At 39.6% G+C, this 25,490-nt stretch carries 16 protein-coding genes; 11 read left to right on the top strand and 5 right to left on the bottom strand.

The window, feature by feature from the left end; translation table 11 throughout:
• Positions 1 to 220 precede the first annotated feature (220 nt).
• The 3 genes from AACU25_RS12070 (at position 221) to AACU25_RS12060 (ending at position 6,639) form a co-directional block, all read left to right on the top strand.
• The gene (locus AACU25_RS12070; protein ID WP_096575889.1) at positions 221 to 673 is read left to right on the top strand and encodes a KGK domain-containing protein; all 453 of its coding nucleotides are present in this window, start codon (positions 221 to 223) and stop codon (positions 671 to 673) included.
• Positions 670 to 1,020, top strand: a complete 351-nt coding sequence (locus tag AACU25_RS12065; RefSeq protein ID WP_096575887.1) for a DUF952 domain-containing protein — start codon at positions 670 to 672, stop codon at positions 1,018 to 1,020. Before AACU25_RS12070 ends, AACU25_RS12065 begins: the two co-directional genes overlap by 4 nt.
• Before the next feature lie 201 nt (positions 1,021 to 1,221).
• Positions 1,222 to 6,639 carry a trifunctional serine/threonine-protein kinase/ATP-binding protein/sensor histidine kinase gene (locus AACU25_RS12060; RefSeq protein WP_321206588.1) on the top strand — a complete coding sequence of 1,806 codons (5,418 nt, stop codon included), beginning with the start codon at positions 1,222 to 1,224 and terminating at the stop codon, positions 6,637 to 6,639.
• 341 nt (positions 6,640 to 6,980) lie between these two features.
• Here the strand turns inward: AACU25_RS12060 and AACU25_RS12055 are convergent, their stop codons facing one another.
• Positions 6,981 to 9,428, bottom strand: a complete 2,448-nt coding sequence (locus AACU25_RS12055; protein WP_096575883.1) for an ATP-binding protein — start codon at positions 9,426 to 9,428, stop codon at positions 6,981 to 6,983.
• A gap of 243 nt (positions 9,429 to 9,671) precedes the next feature.
• Here AACU25_RS12055 and AACU25_RS12050 point away from each other — a divergent pair, with 243 nt between their 5' ends.
• Positions 9,672 to 10,151, top strand: a complete 480-nt coding sequence (locus tag AACU25_RS12050; RefSeq protein ID WP_096575881.1) for a hypothetical protein — start codon at positions 9,672 to 9,674, stop codon at positions 10,149 to 10,151.
• Between the two features lie 288 nt (positions 10,152 to 10,439).
• On the opposite strand, the gene hcp is transcribed toward AACU25_RS12050, so the two are convergent.
• The gene (gene hcp, locus AACU25_RS12045) at positions 10,440 to 12,074 is read right to left on the bottom strand and encodes a hydroxylamine reductase (RefSeq protein WP_096575879.1); all 1,635 of its coding nucleotides are present in this window, start codon (positions 12,072 to 12,074) and stop codon (positions 10,440 to 10,442) included.
• A 481-nt stretch (positions 12,075 to 12,555) separates the two neighbouring features.
• Between hcp and hoxU the strand changes: the two genes are divergently transcribed.
• The 5 genes from hoxU to AACU25_RS12020 all read left to right on the top strand — a co-directional run bounded on the left by hoxU (position 12,556) and on the right by AACU25_RS12020 (position 19,352).
• Entirely contained in the window at positions 12,556 to 13,272 is a 717-nt protein-coding gene (gene hoxU, locus AACU25_RS12040) for a bidirectional hydrogenase complex protein HoxU (RefSeq protein ID WP_096575878.1), read from the top strand.
• Positions 13,260 to 13,802, top strand: coding sequence for an NADH-quinone oxidoreductase subunit B family protein (locus AACU25_RS12035; protein ID WP_096575876.1), 543 nt, complete (start codon positions 13,260 to 13,262; stop codon positions 13,800 to 13,802). Before hoxU ends, AACU25_RS12035 begins: the two co-directional genes overlap by 13 nt.
• Positions 13,803 to 13,999: 197 nt before the next feature.
• Positions 14,000 to 15,448: a Ni/Fe hydrogenase subunit alpha gene (locus tag AACU25_RS12030; protein WP_096575872.1), complete on the top strand. Its 1,449-nt coding sequence runs from the start codon at positions 14,000 to 14,002 to the stop codon at positions 15,446 to 15,448.
• 652 nt (positions 15,449 to 16,100) lie between these two features.
• Complete coding sequence (locus AACU25_RS12025) at positions 16,101 to 16,538, top strand: hydrogenase maturation protease (RefSeq protein ID WP_045870643.1); 438 nt, start codon at positions 16,101 to 16,103, stop codon at positions 16,536 to 16,538.
• A gap of 9 nt (positions 16,539 to 16,547) precedes the next feature.
• Positions 16,548 to 19,352 carry a bifunctional acetate--CoA ligase family protein/GNAT family N-acetyltransferase gene (locus AACU25_RS12020; protein ID WP_096575870.1) on the top strand — a complete coding sequence of 935 codons (2,805 nt, stop codon included), beginning with the start codon at positions 16,548 to 16,550 and terminating at the stop codon, positions 19,350 to 19,352.
• Between the two features lie 244 nt (positions 19,353 to 19,596).
• Here AACU25_RS12020 and AACU25_RS12015 read toward each other — a convergent pair whose 3' ends face one another.
• Positions 19,597 to 20,865 carry a tetratricopeptide repeat protein gene (locus AACU25_RS12015; RefSeq protein WP_096575868.1) on the bottom strand — a complete coding sequence of 423 codons (1,269 nt, stop codon included), beginning with the start codon at positions 20,863 to 20,865 and terminating at the stop codon, positions 19,597 to 19,599.
• 373 nt (positions 20,866 to 21,238) lie between these two features.
• Positions 21,239 to 21,907, bottom strand: a complete 669-nt coding sequence (locus AACU25_RS12010; protein ID WP_096575866.1) for a 2OG-Fe dioxygenase family protein — start codon at positions 21,905 to 21,907, stop codon at positions 21,239 to 21,241.
• Between the two features lie 671 nt (positions 21,908 to 22,578).
• Between AACU25_RS12010 and sfsA the strand changes: the two genes are divergently transcribed.
• Positions 22,579 to 23,304, top strand: coding sequence for a DNA/RNA nuclease SfsA (sfsA, locus tag AACU25_RS12005; protein WP_045870568.1), 726 nt, complete (start codon positions 22,579 to 22,581; stop codon positions 23,302 to 23,304).
• 153 nt (positions 23,305 to 23,457) lie between these two features.
• Here the strand turns inward: sfsA and AACU25_RS12000 are convergent, their stop codons facing one another.
• On the bottom strand, positions 23,458 to 24,435 hold the full coding sequence (locus AACU25_RS12000; RefSeq protein ID WP_096575864.1) for a carbohydrate kinase family protein: 978 nt from the start codon (positions 24,433 to 24,435) through the stop codon (positions 23,458 to 23,460).
• A gap of 354 nt (positions 24,436 to 24,789) precedes the next feature.
• On the opposite strand from AACU25_RS12000, the gene pedR reads away from it, so the two are divergent.
• Positions 24,790 to 25,053: a photosynthetic electron transport-dependent transcriptional regulator PedR gene (pedR, locus tag AACU25_RS11995; RefSeq protein WP_096575862.1), complete on the top strand. Its 264-nt coding sequence runs from the start codon at positions 24,790 to 24,792 to the stop codon at positions 25,051 to 25,053.
• Positions 25,054 to 25,490 lie beyond the last annotated feature (437 nt).

The following is a 25,490-nucleotide window of genomic DNA, read 5'->3' as shown; positions in this document are numbered from 1 at the left end:
TTATACATTACCTCTGATGCATTCTACATTAATTTTTACCGGAGGGTAAGCGCAAAGGCGCAAATAAGAGTTTTGTGTCTAATCATTGATTACTAACATCTTTAGCAGATTGAATATCAGTATTTATACTCAATTAATCTTATAAATTAACTATTAAACTTGTTATAGCTTGAAATCATCAATAGCGAATTTATACTTTCAATTTTCTCATAAAATTAATATGAATAATATATTTCAAGTATTAGATAATGATACTGATGTTGTATTATTTGAAAAGGATGCATACACTGTCATAAGGCTCAAGGAGTTAATACATCATAATTTTGGAGAAAAATTACATACTCAATTGAGTAATGGTCATCAAACAGTTGCAAGCATTATTCAGTCTGTATCGATTAGTGAAGCAATTTTTAAAGTTGAAGATATAACATGGAAGTCTTCTTCTAAAGGTATAAAATGCCAAATTTTACGAGTTGGTTCTAGAGGATGGGAAATAGGAAGACTAAGAATAATCACATCTACAGAAATTACTAAAGAAAATCATATTGGTGTCCATAAAATTAGCAGTTATCCTAAAGTCAAAGTTCAAGTAATTATAGAATTTTGCCCTGATGAACCTCTTGAACCAGAATCCCCTTTAGATGATATTCGCAAAATGATGCAAACAACATGAAAACTATCCTCCATATTACGCAAATTGGACAATGGGAAGAGGCAAAAACACTCGGTATCTATCGCGCTGATTCTTTGGATACTGAAGGTTTTATCCACTGTTCAGAATCTAGCCAAATAGTTCAAGTTGCAAATAGATTTTTCAAACATCAAAAGGGATTGGTAATACTGTTTATTGATGCTGATAAAGTAAAAGCTGAGGTACGTTATGAGGAAGCGGAAATAGGTGAGTTATTTCCTCATATCTATGGAGAGTTAAATATCGATTCAGTGTTTCAGGTGGTTGATTTTGAATCTGGGGAAGATGGATTGTTTAATTTACCGCAAGAGGTTTTAAATTTAAGTTAATTAATCGTGCAGGTAGAAATACGAAAAGTCTGATAGATGAAGAGTTTGCTGCTAGTAACCGCTTAAAAACGCTGAGTAATAATACCCGATGAAAAAGGTCAATTATTGCTTGCGTAAATGTATGTAAATTATTATATTCTGCCTTTCCAGTTGGGAAATATAGGAAGTGAGCGCCCAACTCTAGGGAAAGGAGAAACGATAGTGTTAACCTCGATAATACCAGGTTATGACATACTAGAAATTATATCTGAAGGAATTAACACAACTGTTTACCGAGCTAGGTCGCAAAAAAACCAGCAGCGTGTAGTTCTGAAAGTTCTCAAGGCAGAATATCCCTCTTTTGAGCAAATTACTCGCTTCAAGCACGAATATAAAACTACAGAAAATCTTAACTGCGAGGGTATTGTTAAAGTTTACAGCCTAGAGAGCTATCAAAATCGCCTGGTATTAGTAGCAGAAGACTTTGGTGGTATCAGTCTCAAACAGTTTCTCTCTTTGCAACAGCTTAGTGAAGCTAATTTTTTAAAGATTGCTGTGCAATTAGCTAAAGCATTGTTATCGCTACATCAGAACCGCATTATTCATAAAGATATTAAACCTGCAAATATTATTGTTAATCCCCAGACTGGTATTGTTAAAATTACAGACTTTAGTATTGCGTCACATTTAGATAAAGAAACACCGCAACTGACAAATTCTCATCAATTGGAAGGGACAGTTGCTTATATGTCTCCTGAACAAACAGGAAGAATGAATCGCGCTGTCGATTATCGCAGTGATTTTTATTCTTTGGGGATTACATTTTATGAAATGTTGACTGGTCAATTGCCTTTTGTAACTGATGATTTACTAGAGATGTTTCACTCTCATATTGCCAAGCCAGTTACACCAATTACCCAGTTAAAACCAGAAGTTTCGAGAACAATAGCTGCGATTGTGATGAAATTGATCGCGAAAAATGCTGAAGACCGCTATCAAAGTGCATTGGGTCTATTAGCTGATTTAGAATTATGCCTTGAGCAATTAGAAACTACAGGTCATATTCCTAATTTTACCCCTGGACAACGCGATCGCACTTCTCAATTACTTATTCCACAACAATTATATGGCAGAGAATCAGAAGCGATCGCCTTGCTGCAAGCATTTGAGCGTATTAGCCAAGGTAAAAGCGAAATCATGTTGGTTTCTGGCTACTCTGGGATTGGCAAATCATCGCTGGTGAATGAGGTACATAAACCGATTGTCAGACAGAGGGGTTATTTTATTGATGGGAAATTTGATCAATTTAAACGTAATATTCCCTACGCCTCTGTGATCCAGGCTTTTCAATCTTTAATGCAGCAATTATTAACTGAAAGTAGCGACAGGTTAACAGCCTGGAAAGAAAAACTCCTGCAAGCGCTGGGTAGCAATGGGCAAGTAATTATTGATGTGATTCCCGAAGTAGAGTTAATTATTGGTAAACAACCGGAAGTTCCACAATTAGGTGCAGCCGAAAGTTTAAATCGCTTTCATCGCTTATTTCAGTCCTTTATTCAAGTTTTTGCTCAACAATCCCACCCTTTAGTAATATTTCTGGATGATTTACAATGGGCTGATTCTGCTTCTTTAAAATTAATTCAAGTGTTAATGACTAATCCAGATAGTCATTATTTGCTGTTAATTGGGGCATATCGAGATAATGAAGTCGGCCCCAGCCATCCATTAATCAAAACTTTAGAGGAAATTGCCCAAGCTGACACAGTTATTAATAGTATTGTATTACGCCCACTAGAATTACCCTATGTATATCAATTGCTGATAGATACTTTAGGGGATTCCGAAATAATTTTAGAACTCGCGAAAATTTTATTTAATAAGACCCAAGGTAATCCTTTCTTTTTAACCCAATTAATCAAAGCGCTATATCAAGAAAATATCCTAAAATTTGATTTTAATCAAGGAGTTTGGTGTTGGGATATACAGCAAATTCAAACAAAGAATCTGGTAGATAAAGATGTTGTCGATTTAGTTGCGAGAAACATTCAAAAGCTACCAGAAGCTACGCAAACAGCCCTACAATTAGCAGCTTGTATTGGCAATCGTTTCAGTTTAGATGTATTGGCAATTGTCAGTAGTAATAATCTGCAAAGATTGGCAGAAGCATTGCAACCTGCTTTGCAATTAGGCCTAATTTTACCCTTGAATAATGAATATCGTATACCTTTACTATTTGCTACCGAAGAGTTAGCGGTTTTAGATTTTGATGAATCTCATATTAGCTATAAATTTTTGCACGATCGCGTCCAGCAAGCAGCCTATTCTCTCATTCCCAACCATCAAAGAAAAGTTACACATTTAAAAATTGGGCAGCAATTGTTGCAAAATACACCTGCTGAACAATTAGAAGAAAATATTTTTGATATTATTAATCAACTGAATGTGGGTGCTAGCTTAATCAGCAAGCCATCCCAAAAGCAACATTTGGCAGAATTAAATTTGCTGGCGGGGAAAAAAGCTAAAGCCGCTACAGCATATTTAGTAGCGATCGCCTATTTAAATACTGGTATCAAACTTTTAGCCGCAGATAGCTGGTTCAGTGAATATGACTTGACTTTAGCCTTGATGGTGGAAGCCGCAGAAGCAGCATATCTCGGTGGCGATTATCAGTTGATGGAGAATTTAGCTAGTCAAGTATTGCAAAATGCTCGCACGCTACTTGATAAAGTAAAAATTTATGAGGTGAAGATTCAGGCTTATGTTGCCCAAAGTAAACAACCGGAAGCTATCAAAACAGCTTTAACTGTATTAGAACTTTTGGGTGTAAGGTTCCCTGATGCGCCAAGCGAGGCAGATATCAGCGAAAGTTTACAAGCCACGCAACTGATATTAACAGGCAGAAGTTTTGAGGATTTAATCGATCTACCAGCAATGACAGATCCGCAAATCTTAGCAGTGATGCGGATTATCGCCACAGTGACGGCGGCTGTCTATCAAGCCGTACCGATGCTGTTACCTTTAATTGTTTTTAAGCAGGTAAGACTATCAGTACAATATGGCAACGCGCCAGTTTCTACTCTCGCCTACGCTTGGTATGGAGTGATTCTCTGTGGAGTCATCGGGGATATTGATGCAGGCGATCGCGCTGGGAAATTAGCATTGGATTTGCTATCAAATCTCCAGGGTAAAGCGCTGCAAACTAGTACTTTCAATATGATTTACCCATTTGTGAAGCCGTGGAAGCATCATATTCGCGAGTCCCTACTACCATTATTAGATGCACATCATAATGGTTTAGAAACAGGGGATTTAGAATACTCCGCTTACTGTGCTTACAATTATTGCAGCCTTTCTTACTTCCTGGGTAAGGAACTGAAAACCTTAGAACCAGAGATGGCAATCTACAGTCAGGTTTTAGATAAAATCAAGCAGGAAGTAGCCCATAATTATCTCAAAGTCTTTCGCCAATCTCTATTACATCTAATCAGTGATATTTCATTCCCTGGGAAGTTGGCAGGTGTAGCATATGACGAAGAAAATATGTTACCGCTACATTTGCAAGCTAATGATCGCTATGCCATTGGTACTTTATACGTCAACAAATTAATTCTCTGTTATCTATTTGGCGAATATCAGCAAGCTGCAGAAGTAGCTGACTTGGCGAAAGAATATTTAGATGGGGTAACTGGTTCGTTTATGGTGCCAGTTTTCCACTTTTATGATTCTCTCACCCAGCTAGCGATGTTAGCCTACACCCCCAGCTTAGAAAAAGAATCCTTATGGTTGCGGGTAGTTGCTAACCAAGAAAAGCTGAAAACATGGGCAAATCATGCACCCATGAACCACAAGCATAAGTATTGTTTAGTTAAAGCCGAGTACCATCGCGCATTGGGTGAATATTTAGAAGCAATGGAATATTACGATCGCGCCATTGCTGGTGCTGCTGAACATGGTTACATTCACGAAGAAGCCCTAGCAAATGAACTCGCTGCTGAAATGTACCTGTCAATGGGTAAGAAAAAAATTGCCCAAGTCTACATCACAGAAGCTTATTATGGTTACCACCGTTGGGGTAGTACAGCCAAAGTCAAACAGATTGAGAAACGATACCCCGATTTAATTCTTCGCAGCAATCATGCGATGTCTACGACGGGCTACGCCTACGCTTCTACTGGTAGCATCTCTAGAACATTCAAATTAGATGCATCTCTGAGTTCGCACTCCACAACCAGTAGTGGTATCAGCTTGGATATCGCCACAGTAGTCAAAGCGAGTGAGGCGATTAATAATGAAATCTCCTTAGAAAGTTTACCGCGCACACTACTACATATCATTTTAGAAAATGCTGGGGCTCAAAAAGGTTGCTTAATTTTAGTCAAAGATGAGCAATTAATTATTGAAGCTATTGATAGCAGTATGATTGATTCCCAAATTACTTTGCTATCAACTCCTGTAGAAGAAAGCGAACTAGTACCCAAAAAGCTGATCAATTATGTAGCGAGAACTCAGCAACCTTTGGTAATTAGAGATGCCAAACTTGATCCAGTTTCTAACAAAGATATCTACATTCAAAATCATGAATGTAAATCAATATTATGTGTACCTATCTTTTATCAAGCCAAGTTCATCGGCATATTTTACCTAGAGAATAATTTAATTACTGGCGCATTTACACCCGAACGGCTAGAACTATTGAAAATACTGTCTTCTCAAGCTGCGATCGCGCTTAGAAATGCCCGCCTATATGCCAAAGAACAAGAAAAATCTCAAGATTTAGCAGCAGCTTTATTACAACTACAACAAACTCAAACTCAACTCGTACATACAGAAAAAATTTCCTCTTTAGGGCAGTTAGTAGCCGGAGTTGCCCATGAGGTAAATAATCCGGTTAGTTTTATTTTTACTAACCTAACTCATGCCAAGCGCTATATCGAAGACTTAATTAATTTACTACATCTTTATCAACAGCATCTACCTCATCCCCCAGCAGAAATTACAGATGAAATAGAAGCTATAGATTTAGATTTTCTTTTAGAAGACTTACCAAATATGATTTCCTCCATGAAAGAAGGAACCCATCGGATTCGAGATATTATGCAATCTCTACGCAATTTCTCACGCAAAGATGGCTTAGATAAAAAGGCGGTAAATATTCATGAGGGTATTGAAACCACGCTGATGATTTTATCCCATCGTTTAAAGGCTTATCCCTATCGTCCTGCAATTCAAGTAGTTAAGAATTATGCTGATTTACCCCTGATTGCTTGTTATCCTGGGCAATTAAATCAGGTATTTATGAATTTGCTAGCCAATGCTATTGATGCTTTAGAAGAGTCTAATGAAGGCAAGAATTATACTTTTATAGAACAGCATCCCAATGTCATCACAATTTCTACTACAGCAAGCAATCAACAAGTCAAAATTTGCATTGCTGATAATGGGTTAGGAATTTCTGATTCAGTCAAGGAAAAAATATTTCAAGCATTTTTTAGCACCAAGCCAGAAGGTAAAGGTACAGGTTTAGGCTTATCTATTAGTCATCAAATAGTTACCAAAGTCCACAGTGGTACTTTTGAATGTGTTTCTTCCCCTGGTGAGGGTGCAGAGTTTATTATTCAGATTCCCATTGATAGGAATTAATAATCAAGTAATTTATAATACAAGACAGTTCAGTTAAGAATATTAATTGACAACGAAACCAAAAAACTAGTTACTCAACAAAAAACCGAACAATCATTTTGGAGGGGGTTTGGGGGACGCAACCGTCACCCAATCGGGGGTTTGGGGGAGAATCCCCCAATTGAGCTAGCTTTTTCCACAAGTGACCAATCAATCACTAATAATCTTATATGAACTGTATTTTCATATAATATATTTTGGCATAGGTTGGTAATTGGTAATTATAAAAATTAAATACCCAATATTACAACACCGTTGAGAATTGAATGGTGCGTTGCGCTGCGCGACAACACACCCTACTTTTATTCGGTTAATCCCCATTCCAACTTTAGCGTTTCTAGTTTGGGATTTTTGACGCTCAATCTTTTACACTCATCTAAAAATTCTTTTACCTGTTCTTCGTTGAGAGTTAAACCACCTTCTTGCAGATTATGAATGTAAGTGATGATATCAGCAGTTGTTAGAGATGCACTGATTTCTTCTAGTAAAACTGCGTTTCTCACTTCTCTACACACCAATTCGATATCAGATGAGGTAAACCTGATACTCTTTTCGGCTAGCATTTCAAAGTTAATTATCTGATTGAAATCAATTTTTGCTAGATAATGTTGGAATAACTCTATCCTTTCCCTTTGATCAGGGGGAAAGATAGGAATTTTCCAATCTAATCTACCAGAACGCTTTAAGGCGCTATCTATACCACTTAAATAATTCGTCGCGCCTATCACAATTACATTACTATTTCGCAGATTATTTAATTCTATCAATAATTGATTAATTGTCGCCTTTTGGTCTGTATGGGCGTTGTCTTCATTACGGTTAAAGCCAATACTATCTAACTCATCAATAAATAAAACCGAAGGCGATTTCTTTTTAGCTTGAGCAAAGATATCTCGAATATTTTTCTGACTTTGCCCGATCCATACACTGATAATATCAGCAGGGGAGAATTTAAAGAAATATCTGCCAGATTCATTAGCAAATGCATTTGCTAAAAGTGTCTTACCACATCCAGGTAATCCATAGAAGAGAATCCCGCTAATCGCATCTTGATAGCCTTTAGATTGTAACCTCAAAAGTTTGGTTAATTTTTCCTTTTCTTCCTTCAAACCTTTTACTTGGCTAAAATCAAGCTTGGTTTCTGGGAGGCGTTGAGTCAAGGGATAAGTCGGGGCTAAACTGGATTTTTTAGCTGCATATTCAAAAGCTGGATATTCAAGCGCATCAAAAGACACTGGAACTAATTGATGATTTTCATAATCTGGTGCCATAACCACAATTTTAAAATGATCATCATAATAGTTAGCTAGTTTATATTCGAGAACTTCTTTAATCTTTTTAATTTGGTAAGAGTTTCGTGCAATTTCAAAACCAGGAAATACTAACCACACAGTATTTAATTTATTCGGCCAGACTTTAGATTTTTGCAAAATCCTTCTCAGTGAATCTAAAAATAGATTATTATCTTCAAAATCTTGATATTTGAGAGTTTCTATTTCAACAATTACCTGATTATCTACATATATAGGAATGATTTCGCTTTGATATTCTTCATAATCATAGCTATCTTCATCATCGCTTGCTTCCTGATCTCTGGAAGTTAATTCTACTTCACAGTTAATTTTAGACAAATCATAACCTAAAGCTTCTAAGGTTTTAATCGCAAAATATTTGAGATAAATATACTCTGTACTTTCCCCTCGCCACTTCAAACGGTAAAAATGTTCGGCTTTCATCCCAATTAATAACTGAGAATCAGCCAGGATTTGCGCTTTTTGTAATTCTAGAAAGTAATTTAATAAAGATGCTTCATCTTCTTCAATCTCATAATGCGGCAGTTCCAAAAGCAGACGGAAATGAGCATAAATTTCTTCTTTATGCTGAATAGCAGCTTCATTGGGGTACTTACATCTGAGAGTAAATGTAAAAGGAATTTTACTAGCTACTCTATCTACCAAATAGCCTAAAGCATCTTCTTGTTGCTGTGCTTGAATTTCTGATACAGGTGGGCAATGAAATACTATAAATAATTGTTCAGAATTATATTTATTGGCGTAGACTGATATCTGTTCAAACTGCTCATCAAATTTTTCGCAATCTAGTAAATCTAAGCCAGTAGTGCCGAGAATGACACTAGTCATGGTAGAAAAATAAAAGTGATAAATATTAGCCCCAGATAGCGAATAATCATCATCGTCATCATCATCATCAGTAGTAATATTTGTATTGAATTTTTGATTTGATGCTGTAGGAATGTTATTATTACCCCTATATTGATATTTTCTAATTAATTCATAATTTAATATTTTAGTCACAACATCAGAAAAGAAATCTTCTACTTGGGGAATGAGAAAAATTCCCACTGGTTGATTTGAGTCTAAACAAGCTTGAAACCTTTCATATTCTTGCTCAGAACCAAAATCGAATAAGTAATAGAAAAAATCATGCTTAACTGGAAATGCTGCACTCAATTTACTAAAAATTGGTTGCATATCAGCAATTTGCACATCAGGAGTGACATCTTTAAGAGAAATAGCCAGTTTAGTATCTAAGGGAATATACAAATCAAATAGGGGATCTGTGGAAAGTCCCAATTCAGCAAGCGCATTATTAAAATTATCTACAAAAGCTTGACTGCGACGCTGGTACCCCAACTGTTCCATAATGGTTTTAACACGTAGGCTTTTTTGAGTTCTACCAGTTCGCTGAAGTTCATTTTTAATTGAGCGTAAGTAGCCTGTATATGACATTTTGTATTTTCTAGTCGTAATTGTTAAGCAAGCATCCCTAAGGGTAGCAAGTATATAATTCCCTACGCGAGATGTCTAGTTAACTTACACAGGCGATCGCATTTTACAATTATCACGACACCACCAACCCATTTGTCAATCAGACATATTTACTCCATATCTGTGACATACGCCTCAGTTATTCTTCTGAATAACTAGTTTAGCTCGATAGATTTATTAAGTGTTTTTCAAGAGGTTAATAATATGAAACAGCTAGTTTCTCAAAGTTTGCTGGGAATGGCAGGTGCAACATTTTTGGTTTGCTTATCTCAACCTCTAATGGCACTTGTACCCAATAATGTGGGAGTAATTCTCAACAGTGGTTCCACAAATACCATTGGTTACCGGATTTACGTTTCTCCAACTGGAGAAGCCAATTATGTAGATGGAAATGGTTCTGGTAAAGGTAAACTTCCTGAGAAATTGACGAACCGATTTTTCCGTGATTTAAAAGCTGCTGAACCATTATCAGATTTACCAGTGAAGCCAAAGTGCCTCAAGTCTACTTCTTTTGGCACAACTACTACTGTCAGTTTAGGTGGTCAGCAATCCACAGATATTAGCTGTCCTGGTAATGCTAAAGCTAGGCGTTTAGATAATGATGCGATCGCAATTGCTAAAGCTTTAAAAGTCACCAATGTTCCTAATAGTAAAGGCAAACCTTTACCACCTCAGAATTTTTAATTCGATTTGATTCTTGAAGTTGCTGATGTAGACAATTCTATTGCCAACATAAAACCTGATTCCTCTAATAGCTATTGATAAAACAAGAGAGACGAATTTGCTTCGCCTCTCTCTTTCTATGCTGTTACACATTTAAATTATGTATTTCGCGTTTAGGCAGTCAAAAGTCAAGAGTCAAAAGTCAAAGTCTAGCTTGGACTTTTGACTCTTGACCCTTGACATTCTTAACACCAGAATATCTAATTAGCAGCAGATCAGCTTATTAGCTATACATTCCAGATAGTATCTTTAGCCAAGACAAGCGGCTAAATCTTGTTCTGGGGTAGTGATGAGTTTGAGATTGTATGTCTCTGAAAGTAACTTCGCAACATTAGGTGTGAGGAAAGCTGGAAGCGTGGGGCCGATGCGAATATTTTGAATACCCAAGTAAAGTAGGGTTAACAGCACTGCGATCGCTTTTTGTTCGTACCAAGATAGTACCAGTGACAGTGGTAGTTGATTAACATTGACTTGGAATGCTTGTGCTAAGGCGACAGCAATTTGAATGGCAGAGTATGCATCGTTACATTGTCCCAAATCTAGCAATCTAGGAATACCACCGATATCACCGAGTTGTTTGTCAAAGAAGCGGAACTTACCACAGCCAAGAGTCATGACTACGCAATCGCTAGGAATCGTTTCTACTAAATCTGTGTAGTAATTGCGTCCTGGTTTGGCACCATCACAACCACCAACTAAGAAGAAGTGGCGAATATTACCTGATTTCACCGCATTAACTACAGTATCAGCTACACCTAAGACGGCATTCCGAGCGAAACCTGTAGTTACTGTACCGCGATCGCTCTCTTCTACAAAGCCAGGTAATGCCAAAGCTTTTTGGATAATCGGTGTAATGTCGCGAATGCTGACGTGCTGTAAACCAGGATAACCTACAGGCCCCAAGGTAAATACTTTATCTTTGTAAGTTTCATGAGGAGGCATGAGGCAGTTAGTTGTCATCACAATTGCACCAGGGAAATGCTCAAACTCATGGGTTTGATTTTGCCATGCGGTGCCATAATGCCCATACAGGTGAGGATAAGTTTGTTTTAGCTGGGGATAGCCATGTGCAGGTAGCAATTCACCATGTGTATAAACTTTAATCCCGGTTCCGGCTGTTTGCTCTAGAATAGCGCGCAAGTGGAGTAAATCATGCCCTGATACAAGGATGGCTTTACCAACTGTCACACCTAGAGTTACAGGAGTGGGGGTAGGATGCCCAAAAGTATTGGTATTACCAGCATCCAGCAATTCCATTGCTTTTAGGTTCATCTTACCTACTTGCAATGTAATATCTAGCCATTCTTGCAAACTCTTGTCTTGGGCATCGAGATTAGCTAGAACTTCATGGAAAAATACATATAAATCTTCGTCATGCTCCCCAAGTTCTAAAGCATGGAAAGCATAAGCAGCTACGCCCTTAAGACCATATAATATTGTGAGCTTCAGCGAGAAAATATCAACATTTTTAGCAGATTGACCAATAAACTCAAATTCTAAGTCTTTTCCTTGTTTAATTAGCTGTTGTTGATCACCAGCAGGTTGGAAATTAGCGATCGCAGAATTTATCGCCGGGTTACCTAATGCTTGAATTTGTAACTTCAGACTCTCACGTAAAGCGATCGCCCGATTCACAAACGCGACAAAATCATCAGCCGAGAAATTCACATTCGTCAGCGTGGAAAACAGCATTTCACAGGTGAACTCATCTTGATCGCGAGTAGTAATACCAAAAGATTTGGCTTGCAGCGCTACTTGCGACAATCCCCGCAGACAATGCACCAGTAAATCTTGTAATGCATCTACCTCTGGACTTTTACCGCAGGCTCCCCACTGATAACATACATCACCGCGGGTTGTTTGTTCACACTGATTACAGAACATAAGTCTTTCACTCCAATCTTTATGCCTTTAGAGTATTGACAATTTGCAAGTAAAACCTTGATCTAAGTCAAGAGAATCTGCAAAGTTTGGTAAAGATATCAGTAGGAATATGGGGAAAGGGAAAAAGGGGGAAAGGGGAAAGGAGCAAATTCAGAAGCTATAAACCTTGTCCTATAAGCTTTTTACTCAACCAAATTAACAGTTTAAAATACTTAACTAAGTAAATTGAACATTGTTTTCCTGAATTTATTTTTTGAATTAGGATGAAGCTGCCTTGACTCTAACGCCACAAATTTTTCCGTCTAGACAGTCAACCGTCAACCGTTAACAGTCAACCAATTACTTGAGTTTTCGCTGTAAATGATACAACTTCATCATTTGTTATCTTCACAAGTTCCTCAAACTCTTTGCCTATAACTCAAGGCGCAGGGTATTTAAGACGCTTAAGACTAAAGGCTAATTCTGATAGAGACTAGAAGCAATGTCAGTTAAAACTTTAACAATCAATAACCAATTAATTAGCGCCCGTGAGGAGGAAACTATCCTCGACGCGGCGCGAGAGGCGGGAATTCATATTCCCACTTTGTGCCACTTAGAAGGAGTCTCCGATATAGGTGCTTGTCGGCTGTGTTTGGTAGAAATTGCCGGTAGCAATCGCCTTTTACCAGCTTGCGTTACCAAGGTGGGAGAAGGAATGGAGGTGAAAACCGATTCAGAACGGTTGCAAAAATACCGCCGCACAATTATTGAAATGCTGTTTGCAGAAGGCAATCACGTTTGTTCTGTGTGCGTAGCCAATGGCAATTGTGAATTGCAAGACTTGGCAATTGAGACAGGTATGGATCATGTGCGTCTCAATTACCATTTCCCCGATCGCAAAGTTGATGTGTCTCACGATCGCTTTGGTGTTGACCATAACCGTTGTGTTCTTTGTACTCGCTGCGTCCGTGTTTGTGACGAAGTGGAAGGCGCACACACTTGGGACTTGGCAGGTAGAGGTTCTAATTCCCATGTAATTACTGATTTAAATCAACCTTGGGGAACCTCAAGCACTTGTACTTCCTGCGGTAAATGTGTAAATGCCTGCCCCACAGGTGCAATTTTTTACCAAGGTTCCAGCGTCGGTGAAATGCAACACGATCGCGCAAAACTAGAGTTCCTTGTCACAGCACGGGAGAAAAAACAATGGTTCGTGTGAAATTTGCAACGGTTTGGCTAGGTGGTTGTTCTGGCTGTCATATGTCATTTCTCGATTTAGATGAATGGTTAATTGACTTAGCAGAACAGGTAGATGTAGTTTATAGCCCCTTCGTTGATATTAAACAATACCCCGAATGGGTGGATGTGGTATTAGTAGAAGGCGCGATCGCCAACGAAGAACATTTAGAAATTCTGCACATAGTCAGAGAGCGATCGCAAATTCTCATTTCCTTTGGCGACTGTGCCGTTACTGGTAATGTTACCGCTTTACGCAATCCTTTAAGCACCGAATCCGTCCTGCAGAGTTGTTATGTGGAAGCAGCGGATCTTCACGGCCCCATACCAGATGCACCAGGAATTGTCCCGCCATTATTAGATAAAGTACAGCCAGTACATACCCTCGTTCCAGTAGATATTTACTTACCTGGTTGTCCCCCTTCTGCCGATAGAATTCGCGCCGTACTAGAACCTTTATTGAAGGGCGAAAAACCACATTTAGAAGGACGTGATTTATTGAAGTTTGGTTAATTCAAAGGGCATGGGGCATAGGGCATGGGGCATAGGGCATGGGGCATAGGGCATGGGGCATAGGGCATGGGGCATAGGTTATTTTTCCCCGGCTTCTGCACCTCATCTCCCAGTCCCCAATCCCCAATCCCCAATCCCCAATCCCCAATCCCCAATCCCCAGTCCCCACTCCCCACTCCCCAATCCCAACAACATCTATGTCTCAAAAAATCATCATCGATCCAGTCACCCGTATTGAAGGACACGCCAAAATATCGATTTATTTGGATGATACGGGACAAGTTAGTGATGCGCGGTTTCATGTAACCGAGTTTCGCGGATTTGAAAAATTTTGTGAAGGTCGTCCTTTCTGGGAAATGCCAGGAATTACGGCGCGCATTTGTGGTATTTGTCCGGTAAGCCACCTATTAGCTTCCGCAAAAGCAGGCGATCGCCTACTCTCGGTGACAATTCCAAAAACCGCAGAAAAACTGCGTCGCTTAATGAATTTGGGGCAAATTGTCCAATCTCACGCTTTGAGTTTCTTCCACCTCAGCGGCCCGGATTTACTCTTAGGAATGGATAGCGATCCCCAAAAACGTAACGTCTTTGGCTTGATTGCTGCTGAACCAGAAATTGCCCGTGGCGGTATCCGCTTGCGCCAATTTGGACAAGAAATTATTGAAATCTTAGGCGGGCGGAAGATTCACCCATCCTGGGCGATTCCTGGTGGTGTGCGCGAACCCTTATCCGCAGAAGGACGCGCCCATATTCAAGGCCGGATTCCCGAAGCGCGAGAAACAGTACTCAATGCATTGGGAATGTTCAAGAAGTTACTTGAACCCTATGAAAAAGAAGCCCAAACCTTTGGTAATTTCCCTAGTTTATTTATGGGATTAGTTACACCTGAAGGTTTATGGGAAAATTACGACGGCAATCTGCGGTTTGTAGACAGTGACGGCAATATTATTGCTGATAAACTCGACCCAAGCCGCTATTACGAATTTATTGGCGAAATCGTCCAGCCTGATTCTTATTTAAAATCTCCTTACTATCGTCCTTTAGGTTTTCCTAACGGCAATGGTAATCAGTCAGAAAGTGGTATGTATCGAGTCGGGCCATTAGCAAGGTTAAATGTTTGTAGTCATATCGGTACGCCTTTAGCTGATGCAGAGTTAAAAGAATTTCGAGATAAAGGTAAAGGCACAGTTACCTCATCATTCTTCTACCATTACGCTCGATTGATTGAAATTTTGGCATCAATTGAGCGCATTGAAATTTTACTCGATGATCCAGATATCCTATCAACTCGACTTCGTGCTGATGCGGGAATTAACCAATTAGAAACAGTCGGTGTCAGCGAAGCACCACGCGGCACATTATTCCATTTTTATCAAATAGATGAAGATGGCTTAATTCAAAAAGCCAACTTAATTATTGCCACAGGTCAAAATAATTTAGCGATGAATCGTACCGTCGCTCAAATTGCTAAACATTTTATTCATGGCCCAGAAATTCCCGAAGGAATGTTAAACCGTGTGGAAGCAGGTATTCGTGCTTTTGACCCTTGTTTAAGTTGTTCAACTCATGCAGTGGGACAAATGCCATTGCATATTGAATTAGTTAGTGTAGATGGTACAGTCGTTAAAAAAGTTTGGCGGGATTAATGCTTTTGTAATTCGTAATTCGTAATTCGTAATTAATGCGAATTGTAGGGTGTGTTGTCGCGCAGCGCAACGCACCATTAACTAATACTACCTGGATACCCCACTTTTTCAAAAAATGGGTTATCCAAGAGGTTATTGATAAAGTAAAAATAAAATTATTGTAGGGTGTGTTAGGCGTTGATTTTCAATATAGTTTGTCGCCAAATAAGCATTTTAGCGCCTAACGCACCATCCACGCGGCGGTGCGTTACGGCTAAATTTCATTGTCTCTGTGTCCCGAATCCTTTCATAGCCGTAACACACCCTACTTAAGATTTACTAATATTTAATCTTGCGAAATCAAGTTATACTTTTTCCCTGCCTCAGTCAGTAATTTCAGCTATCAACCGAGAAATTTATATAAGAATAATTAATGTCATAAAACTCATATATGTAGTTTCCGAAAATATAACTGTAGTTACAATTTTTTGATTTTTTCTTATTCTGAGATTAAGTTTTTCTATAAAACTATCTAAACAGCTTCTCCTCACTCAATTTGCTATTGACAGATAATGTCTGAAGCGAGTTAACTTTATTTGTACCGACCTACATCCTCACAAGTTCCTCAAGTTTTTTACTTAACTTAACAATAGATGAGGCAGAGCGAAAAACAATGAGTAATGTAGTAGCAATCGGTTATGGTAATGACTTACGTAGTGATGATGGTATTGGACAACGTGTAGCTCATGCCTTGGATTTTAACAACGTCAAATCTTTGGCTGTTCATCAACTCACTCCAGAACTTGCAGATACTTTAGCAAGTGCTGATTTAGCAATTTTTATTGATGCTTGTGTAGCTTCCGAAAGTACTGAAGTGCAAGTAAAACCCCTCTCTCCAGAATTTTCTAACGTCATCGCCGGACATACAGCAGATCCGCGATCGCTTTTAGCATTAACACAAGCACTTTATGGTTATTGTCCCCCAGCTTGGTGGGTAATTGTTCCCGGAGAAAATTTTGCCATAGGCGATCGCCTTTCAGAATTTGCAGAAACAGGTGTGGCGATCGCTTTAGAAAAAATTACGCAAATTATTAATCAAGATTACAGGTAGTCGCAACTCATGCAAAATACACTAAATTCAATTATCGAACCTGCCTACGATATTCTTCGCACCGAGAAAGCTAATCCCCTCGATTTCATCTTTTCACCGCGCAATGTAGCTGTCATTGGTGCTACTGAAAAACAAGGTAGTGTGGGACGGACTTTGTTATGGAATTTAATTAGTAGCCCTTTTGGTGGTACTGTTTTTCCCGTCAATCCCAAACGTAATAGCATCCTGGGAATCAAAGCTTACCCAACAATTTTTGATGTTCCAGAAAAAGTAGATTTGGCAGTAATTGCTACTCCTGCACCCACCGTCCCAGGTATTATTGCTGATTGTGTCAAAGCCGGGGTTAAAAGTGCCATTATCCTCAGCGCAGGTTTTAAAGAAGCTGGGCCAGAAGGTATTGCTTTAGAACAGCAAATTCTGCAACAAGCCCGTCTGGGTAATATGCGGATTATTGGCCCGAACTGCTTGGGTGTGATGAGTCCCCACACTGGTTTAAATGCTACCTTTGCCAGTGCGATGGCGCGTCCTGGAAACGTCGGCTTTATTAGTCAAAGTGGCGCACTTTGCACAGCCATTCTCGATTGGAGTTTTCGGGAAAACGTTGGTTTTAGCGCCTTCGTTTCCCTTGGTTCTATGCTAGATGTGGGCTGGGGCGATTTAATTTATTATCTTGGTGACGATCCCCATACAAAAAGTATTGTCATTTACATGGAATCCGTGGGTGATGCCCGGTCATTCCTCTCAGCGGCTAGAGAAGTAGCTTTAACTAAACCAATTATTGTTATTAAAGCCGGTCGTACCGAAGCCGCCGCCAAAGCTGCAGCTTCTCACACGGGAGCATTAGCAGGTAGTGATAAAGTTTTAGATGCCGCTTTCCGTCGTTGTGGAGTCCTGCGCGTCAACAGTATCTCTGACTTGTTCGATATGGCAGAGGTGCTAGCCAAACAACCCCGTCCCAAAGGCCCACGCCTAACAATTCTCACCAACGCTGGCGGCCCGGGTGTCCTGGCTACTGATGCTTTAATTTCATCAGGTGGCGAAGTTGCACCAATTTCCGAGCAAACTCGCACCGCCCTCAACGAATTTTTACCCACCCATTGGAGCCACGACAACCCCGTTGATATTTTGGGTGATGCCGATCCTCAAAGATATACCAAAGCTTTAGAAATTGCGGCTCAAGACCCTAATAGTGATGGCTTATTGGTGATTCTCACACCGCAATCGATGACAGATCCTACAGCCACAGCCGAACAACTGAAACATTATGTAGAAAGTTCACAGCAAAAATCTCAGCCAGCTAAACCCATCCTGGCAAGTTGGATGGGAGGTGCAGATGTAGCAGCCGGAGAGATGATTTTAAATCGTCAAAGTATCCCGACTTATGCTTATCCAGATACGGCGGCGCGTGTATTTAGCTATATGTGGCAATCTAGCTATAACTTGCGCGGTATCTACGAAACCCCTGTATTACCTACTATTGATTCTGGTTCCGGTATCCCCAATCGGCAATATGTGAATAAAATCATCCAAACAGCCAGACTCGCAGGGCGGACGATTCTCACTGAATTTGAATCGAAGGAAATCTTAGCGGCTTACGGCATTCCTGTAGTTGGGACTTGTATTGCCCGTAATGAGGAGCAAGCGGTTGAATGTGCAGAAAAATTAGGCTATCCTGTCGTTCTCAAGCTGTTTTCCCACATTATTACCCATAAAACCGATGTTGGCGGTGTGCAATTAAATATCACCGATGCAGAATCCGTGAGACGTGCATATCGTGCTATTGAATCTGCCTTACAAGAGAAGGTACAAACCGATCCTCATTACGCAAAACTAGGTAGCGAAAATCCAGATATCTTCCTGGGTGTTACCGTGCAACCAATGGTGAAAACCCACGGTTATGAACTAATTATTGGTAGTAGCCTCGATCCGCAATTTGGGCCAGTATTGCTATTTGGTACAGGCGGACAACTAGTAGAAGTTTTCCAAGATAGAGCGATCGCCCTTCCACCTCTCAACTCTACCCTAGCGCGGCGAATGATGGAGCAAACGCAGATTCATAAAGCGCTAACAGGCGTTAGAGGGCGTAAGAGCATAGATATGGAAGCTTTAGAACAATTAATGGTGGCATTTAGCCAATTAGTTGTTGAACAACGCTGGATTAAGGAAATTGATATTAACCCCTTACTAGCTTCCGAAGAACAATTAATTGCCTTAGATGGGCGGATTATTCTTCACGATGCCGACATTACAGAAGAGCAACTACCAAAATTAGCGATTCGCCCCTATCCTACACAGTACATAGGACGATGGACGATGAGAAATCAAACTCCAGTTACCATCCGTCCTATCCGTCCCGAAGATGAACCTTTAATGGTGCAATTCCACCACACCCTCTCAGAGGAAAGCGTTTACTTCCGGTATTTCCATCTAATTAAATTAAGCCAACGAGTCGCCCATGATCGCCTCACGAGGATTTGCTTTATCGACTACGATCGCGAAATTGCCTTAGTCGTAGAATCGCAAAACTCCACCAAAGAAGCCAAAGAAATCTTAGCAGTAGGGCGCTTGAGTAAAGTACATGGCACCAACACCGCCGAATTTGCCATTGTCGTTAGCGATCGCGTTCAATGTCAGGGTGTAGGTACAGAATTACTCGGACGACTCATCGAAATCGGGCGAGATGAGCAACTCAGTAAAATTACTGCTGATATCTTAGCGGAAAATCATGGGATGCAAAAAGTCTGTGAAAAACTTGGTTTCCGCATTCAACGCACCGCAGATCCTACAGTAGTTAAAGCCGAGTTTGATTTGTAGTCAATAGTCCTTTGTCCTTTGTCATTCGTCATTCGTCATTTGTAATTAGCAAAATTCCCCCATCAGGTTGAATTTAATTATAAAAATACCCTTCTCCTTCAAGTTCAAAGATAGGGAATAAGGGTATTTTTATCTGCATTTATCTACGGTTAATTATCCAATTGTATAATTTCACACTTAGTTGTAGTGTGACTACTCTAGCAATTACCCATTACCAATTACCAATTACCCATTACCCATTACTTTAATTATTGCGATCGCGCTCTAAATCAGCAATCACCTTTTGTAAATACCATTCTTCTGGCATTTGTGGATAATAATCTTTTTTCTGCTGAATTAAGCGTTGAGCGATTTCCCACTGTCCCCCAACCATGCGTAACAAACGCTGACGTAGCAAGTTATATTTCTGGTTTTGGTTTTCTGGGAGAGATTTTTGAATTTTGTTGAGACTATTTAAAACTTGGTGATAATTCTCCCAATCTTCTTTTTCTAAAAAAATACTGATTGCTTTTTGATAATCATCCCGTGCGGCTAACATCTCTTCTAATAAAGTATGAGTAATCCCGCGATTATAGTAAGCTTGGGCATCGTCAGGATTAATTGATATCGCTTGGCTGTAGTCTTGAATAGCACCTAAATAATTGCTCATCGCACGATATGCATTCCCCCTAGCCACAAAAACTAAAGCATCCTGGGGTTGAATTTGTAGCGCTTGGTTAAAATCCGCGATCGCACCTTGATAATCAGCCAATAAATAACGTGCTTTCCCACGATTGCGATAGACAATTGCATCGTGAAAATCCAACCGCAATGCTTGGTTAAAATCTGCGATCGCTTCTTGATAGTTACCCATTTTGCACCGCACCACGCCACGACAGCAGTAAGCCTGTGCATCTTGCGGATCGGCTTGCAACACCCAGTTTAAATCTTCAATGGCTTCGCGGGTATCTCCCTTTTCTGCCTTATCTAATAATTGCGTAAAATAGTCTTTTTCTGATTTAATAGTGATATTAGGTAAATTTTGGGGCAAAACAGGAGATTTTTCTGGAGGTTGTAGTTCTTTGATTCTTTCCAAACACAGACGACAATTTTCTGTGTCTTTCTGCTCTAGATATAATTCTGCCGCTTTCTTAAAATTAGCGATCGCATCTTGAATATATCCTTGTTTCCGCCGCACCATCCCCCGCAAGCTATGAGCAGCCGCGTAATTATAATTGAGACGAATGGCAGATTCTATATCTTCCAACGCACCTGGCAAATTTTTCAACGCCACCCTAGCCAAGGCGCGAGAATAGTATGCTGCTAAACTTTGGGGATTTTGCTTCAAAGCCTCAGTGTAATCGGAAACTGCTTGCAGAATTGCCCCGGAGTCATAATATGCTAGTCCCCTTTGCAAGTAAGCTTCAGGAAAGAAAGGTGTAAGTTGCAAAGCACGATTAAACTCCTCAATGGCTCCAGCGTAGTCTTTTTGTTTAGCTTTTTCCAACCCTCGGTAATAAAATTCGTCACTCATGGCGTTGATGAACTGAACTCAGTTAATTGATGACTACATAAGTATTCACCGTGACTCTAACTCATTTCTCACGCTATTTTATTCCTAGCCCGCCTGAGAATGAATGATACTGATTTGTAAATATTGTTGACGGTTGACTGTTTCATGCGTCCTGGTAGCGGTCTTTTAACTCAGCACTCTTCATTATTTACACATATTGAGTACTCATTTGGATAAATCATGCACTCATTTTAGTGTTTTCCGTAAGTATTCTTCAAAAGTTAGCTCTCCCACTTATTTAAAAAATGAGAGAGCTAACTCTAACTTATTTCCTTGAAATTACGCCTACATTTACAATCTACAGACCCAAGTTTATTAACAATTACCTTTTTAGCTACTCAATCAGCAAACTTGGAGAAGTCAGCACAAACACATCTCTTGTGCCTGGTGCTGGCATCTCTGGTTTAATGGGAGTAGTAAAGTGGTAAAACTCATGATCGTTGACTAATAAAAGTTCTCCAGGATGCAAAATTTTGTTAAAAATTGGTTTTTCTTTCTTGGCAGTATATAAATGTGTTTCTCCTCCAATAATATTGTCTCTAGCCACAGAGAAGATACCGATAAAATCAGTTCCATCCTGATGAATTCCTTCTGGTGCTGGATTACCCAAATTATCTGGTGAACAGGTAGTTCTAATTTGGTGTACTCCTATTTCTGCTTCCGGGTGCAGTTTACAAGAATCAGTAAATGCTAAAACAAGGTTTTTAAATATATCAAGTTCAATGAGTGCATCATCTAATTCTGCAAACTCTCTTTTAATGTCTCCTAATAACGGATTGTAGTTTTTACTCTGGAAGAGGTGACCATGAGGTAATTTAATTAATTTATCCTCAGCAACCGTGAACCGAGATAATCTTCTAGAGCGATAGTTGCCTTTGATATAAGGATCAATAGGCATATCATTAAAAAATGGTTTAAACCCTTCTAAATTAATAGAATTTACTTTTCTAACGGTAAACAGAAAAGCATATTCTAATTCCGTGGCTTCCCAGACTTTTTGCATAGGATTTACCTACTTGCACTTTGCAATCCTCCCGCTTCTTTTTCTTAGGAGGCTGATAATATCTATCTTATGCTACTTTTTATTAAATTGTCGTAAAAATAACTACATAAATTGTCAATTAATGATATAGAAACATGACTTTGAATAAAATCTACCCCTAGCAGTACTAGATCAGAATTAAAGTATATTTATTATTCCTTGGGTATGTCAGTACCAAAAATTACATAGTTGTTTTGAGCGATTGACTGACTAACTAACCCCAAACTTTGAAATATTTATAACCAGCAGCTTGGGCGATCGCAGTATAACTGACTAATACCAATTCAAATAATGTTTGCGACAGATAAATTCTTTGTAAGGGCACGGCATCCGCAATCTTTTGGCATATCAAATATCTTACTGGTGCCGTGCCCCTACCCGTCTGTCGCATTCTTTTTTCAAAATGGTATAACTTCAGGCAGTAAGTTCCGGCGCGTCAAGAATTGCTGACTCAAACCTCTACAAAACAAGTGCAATCACCAGACTCAGAGAGTTCAAATATAGCCAAATCAAAGTATATTGATGAGAGGCAAATTATAAAGAAAAAATTAAAATTTAGGGCTTGCTAAAAGCAGACTCAGACAAATTTTTTCGCCTGTGCATTTCTAATATATTGATGACGCATCACTTAAATGATTGATTGGCTTTATAACTACCCACCTCTTTATCCAGGTATTTTACTCAAGCGCTACAAGCGCTTTTTTGCTGATGTTGAACTAGCTTCTGGGGAGGTGGTAACAGCACATTGTCCCAATACAGGGCCAATGACTGGAGTATCAACTATTGGGAGTTTAGTACAACTTTCTCTCAGTGATAATCCTAAGCGCAAACTAGCCTACACTCTAGAATTAATTCAGGTACATGATAATGAACCGACTTGGGTAGGCGTGAATACGGCGTTGCCAAATCGGGTAGTTAAGTTAGCTTTAGCAAAACATCTTTTTCCAGAATTAGGTGACTATAACCACATCAAAGGCGAGGTGGTTTATGGTCAAGATAAAAAAAGTCGCGTGGATTTTTTTTTGACAGGAAGCGACCAAGAACGCCCAATTTATTTAGAGGTGAAAAATACCACTTTCGCTGAAGGGAGATTAGCACTATTTCCTGACACCGAGACCACAAGGGGACAAAAGCACCTACGAGAACTGATGGCGCTTTTACCTCTAACTCGTGCAGTGATGCTGTATTTTATTAATCGCAGCGATTGTACAGAGTTTGCCCCAGGAGATATGACAGATCCTACTTATGGTAAGTTGTTGCGGGATGCGATCGCACTTGGTTTAGAAGTTTTACCCTGCCGTTTTGATGTCTCCCCAGAAGGGATTCGTTATTTAGGTTTAGCAAAACTAAAAATTTAGTTAAGAGTCCAAAGTCAAGAGTCAAGAGTCAATACTAAATGTAAGATATCTCTTTGAAAATTGGTGTTTGGTGTTCGTGGAGCAAGGGGGACAAAGCAAAAATAACCAATTACTCAATGCCCTATGCCCTATGCCCCATGCCCCATGCCTAACTTATATTTGATGAGACGCAAGAAAAGCTTCGACTTCAGCCGCAGTTGGTTGGGATGCGATCGCTCCTGGTTTAATGGTAGTTAATGCTCCTACAGCGCTGGCATAAGTAACAATCCGTTTTGCTGTTTCTGCATTTCCCATACCTTGGATACCATGCTGAAGTAGTTGGTGAATAAAGCCTGCTAAAAAACTATCCCCTGCACCTGTGGTATCTACTACGGGGATAGAAAATGATGGTAATTGGCCTTCGTTTTCTGCTAAACAATAAGCACAACCATTTTCGCCATCAGTTATTAATACTCCTTCCACTGAATCTAGGCGATAAGTGATTGCGCCTGCATCATGTGTATCAAATAACCAATCTGCTTCTTCTTTGGAAAGTTTAAGAAAGTCAACTTGCTTAAATAATTCCGCTATTTTTTGGCGAGCAATATTCTCATCGTGCCAAAATACAGGTCGCCAATTCACATCCAGCACAATTTTCAGGTCGTAATACTCTGCCAATTCTAGGGCGCGGTGAATTGCTTTTTCACTTTCGGGATAAGCTAATTCCAAAGTACCTAAAACCAGAAAATCTGCTTCTTGAAATAAAGAACGAGGCAATTGTTCTGCTTGCAGACGAGTATCGGCAAATTCGGTGGTATTATATTTACCGAATCCTGCAAAAGAGCGATCGCCTGCTAAATCCCTGACCACATATACTTGTCTAGTTGGCGCTGTGGGATGGCGTTGCACTCCCTTTGTATCGACACCTACATCTTTTAAGAGTGTTACCAGTGTATTTCCTGGTTCATCTTCACCAACAGCCCCGATAAAACCAGTTGGTGTCCCCAGCTTTACTAAAGCACAGGCTACGTTAGCTGGTGCCCCTCCGGGGTAAGGAGTCCACGACTTAACTTCTTCTAGCTTTAGCCCCAATTGATCAGCTAAACAATCAAACAAAACTTCACCGAGGCACAAAACACGGGGATTACTCATCTCATTTTAGGGTTGCGATTTTTGGAGTCAGATTTTCCAGTATAAAATCTACAATAATCTTCACTCCCTGTCGCCAGTCCTTCATACAATGAAATAGCAATTTTTGCTACTCAAATTAAGATGTATGTGCTTTTTTTACCCACATTTCTTAGTATCAGTAGGGAGGGGAGATAATTAATTATTCAGTATTAATTGATACTTTTGTAATGTCAATTACATGGGCAAGATTCATAACTAAAAAGAAATTATGGAAATTATCATGCTAATGACCCTGAAAAGGCCTGCCTACAAAAGAATCTTCTAGAATTAGAAAGAGCGATTAAGTACATATACCAAGGGAGGATAGAATAAGTCATGGCTGCTGGCGAGTCTCAGACCCCTGTTAGTCTGTCAGACAGAGAACTGCAAATTATCGACTTAGTGGCCGCTGGCTTAACTAACCAAGAGATTGCAGGAAAACTGGAAATTAGCAAACGCACAGTTGATAACCATATCAGCAATATTCTCACGAAAACCCAGACCGAAAATCGAGTAGCTCTTGTACGCTGGGCACTACAGTGGGGAAAAGTTTGTTTGAATGATGTTAACTGTTGTCCTCTGCCTAACCTTAACGATTAGACAAGTTGCTAGTCAAAACGCGATTGATGCTGTCTAATCCTGACAACATTTGTTGCGTGATCATGTTCAAGTTCTTTTGGTTTACAGCCTAGGCAAATTAGACGCTTGAGTGAGAGTTCTCCTCTTCACGCCGTTATTCCAGTGTGAACCTCTACCAAAATCAGCGTCGAAACTCAGCAGATTCTGAAGATGGGCTATTGATGCTCCTCACAAAGGGTTCTTTCCCATATCGGTAGAGTTGTTCCTAACTTTACCGATGGGAAAGTTCCCTTTTGCCCATCGCAAGAATAATTTGATATTAGGTGTTGGGTGTTTGGTGTTTGGGGTTTGGTGTTAGTGATTTCCCCATTACCCATTACCCATTACCTATTACCCAACCCCCAATTCAATAAAAATTAGCAATAATCTCTGAGTTCAAGCGCTACATTTGAAAGAAA

Origin of the sequence: Tolypothrix tenuis PCC 7101, from assembly GCF_963874875.1 — a bacterium.
In the GTDB taxonomy this organism is placed as follows: Bacteria; Cyanobacteriota; Cyanobacteriia; order Cyanobacteriales; family Nostocaceae; genus Aulosira; species Aulosira tenue.
Note: the sequence above shows the minus strand (reverse complement) of the source record. Positions and strands in the feature narration are given on the sequence as shown.

Coding starts and splice junctions, on each gene's coding strand:
- AACU25_RS12070 (WP_096575889.1), top strand. CDS start 221: ATGAATAATATATTTCAAGTATTAGATAATGATACTGATGTTGTATTA.
- AACU25_RS12065 (WP_096575887.1), top strand. CDS start 670: ATGAAAACTATCCTCCATATTACGCAAATTGGACAATGGGAAGAGGCA.
- AACU25_RS12055 (WP_096575883.1), bottom strand. CDS start 9,428: ATGTCATATACAGGCTACTTACGCTCAATTAAAAATGAACTTCAGCGA.
- AACU25_RS12050 (WP_096575881.1), top strand. CDS start 9,672: ATGAAACAGCTAGTTTCTCAAAGTTTGCTGGGAATGGCAGGTGCAACA.
- hcp (WP_096575879.1), bottom strand. CDS start 12,074: ATGTTCTGTAATCAGTGTGAACAAACAACCCGCGGTGATGTATGTTAT.
- hoxU (WP_096575878.1), top strand. CDS start 12,556: ATGTCAGTTAAAACTTTAACAATCAATAACCAATTAATTAGCGCCCGT.
- AACU25_RS12035 (WP_096575876.1), top strand. CDS start 13,260: ATGGTTCGTGTGAAATTTGCAACGGTTTGGCTAGGTGGTTGTTCTGGC.
- AACU25_RS12030 (WP_096575872.1), top strand. CDS start 14,000: ATGTCTCAAAAAATCATCATCGATCCAGTCACCCGTATTGAAGGACAC.
- AACU25_RS12025 (WP_045870643.1), top strand. CDS start 16,101: ATGAGTAATGTAGTAGCAATCGGTTATGGTAATGACTTACGTAGTGAT.
- AACU25_RS12020 (WP_096575870.1), top strand. CDS start 16,548: ATGCAAAATACACTAAATTCAATTATCGAACCTGCCTACGATATTCTT.
- AACU25_RS12015 (WP_096575868.1), bottom strand. CDS start 20,865: ATGAGTGACGAATTTTATTACCGAGGGTTGGAAAAAGCTAAACAAAAA.
- AACU25_RS12010 (WP_096575866.1), bottom strand. CDS start 21,907: ATGCAAAAAGTCTGGGAAGCCACGGAATTAGAATATGCTTTTCTGTTT.
- sfsA (WP_045870568.1), top strand. CDS start 22,579: ATGATTGATTGGCTTTATAACTACCCACCTCTTTATCCAGGTATTTTA.
- AACU25_RS12000 (WP_096575864.1), bottom strand. CDS start 24,435: ATGAGTAATCCCCGTGTTTTGTGCCTCGGTGAAGTTTTGTTTGATTGT.
- pedR (WP_096575862.1), top strand. CDS start 24,790: ATGGCTGCTGGCGAGTCTCAGACCCCTGTTAGTCTGTCAGACAGAGAA.